Origin of the sequence: Psychroserpens mesophilus (assembly GCF_050617655.1) — a bacterium.
GTDB classification, from domain to species: Bacteria; Bacteroidota; Bacteroidia; order Flavobacteriales; family Flavobacteriaceae; genus Psychroserpens; species Psychroserpens mesophilus_A.
This window is the reverse complement of the sequence record NZ_JBODQC010000308.1, coordinates 1-255: the sequence shown is the minus strand read 5'-3', so window position 1 is coordinate 255 and position 255 is coordinate 1. Positions and strand designations below refer to the sequence as shown.

Annotated in this window: 1 protein-coding gene; it reads right to left on the bottom strand. The window is 61.2% G+C overall.

All coding sequences use genetic code 11. The annotated features are described in order from the left end of the window. On the bottom strand, positions 1 to 255 hold a 255-nt coding region (gene recO / locus ACRHNM_RS17380), incomplete at both ends, for a DNA repair protein RecO (RefSeq protein WP_431137905.1).

Below are 255 nucleotides of genomic sequence, written 5' to 3'. Positions count from 1 at the left end.
CACTGGAGCGTGTGTTCCAGATAGCTGAAGAGCTCCGGGTTGGTCTCCTCTTCCCGGATGCATTCGGAGAGTACTTCGGAAAGGAAAAGGGCTATGGCCCCTTTGCGGATGTCGCTGTGGACTGTGGCATACGGGTAGGCGATCAACGCCTCCCGGAGGTAGCCCAGCCTGCCGGGACGCACCGTTCCCGACACGATTTCCAGTTGGGTCAGCGGTTGGAAAAACCCGGGTCGCAACCCGCCCTTGCGCCGCTTG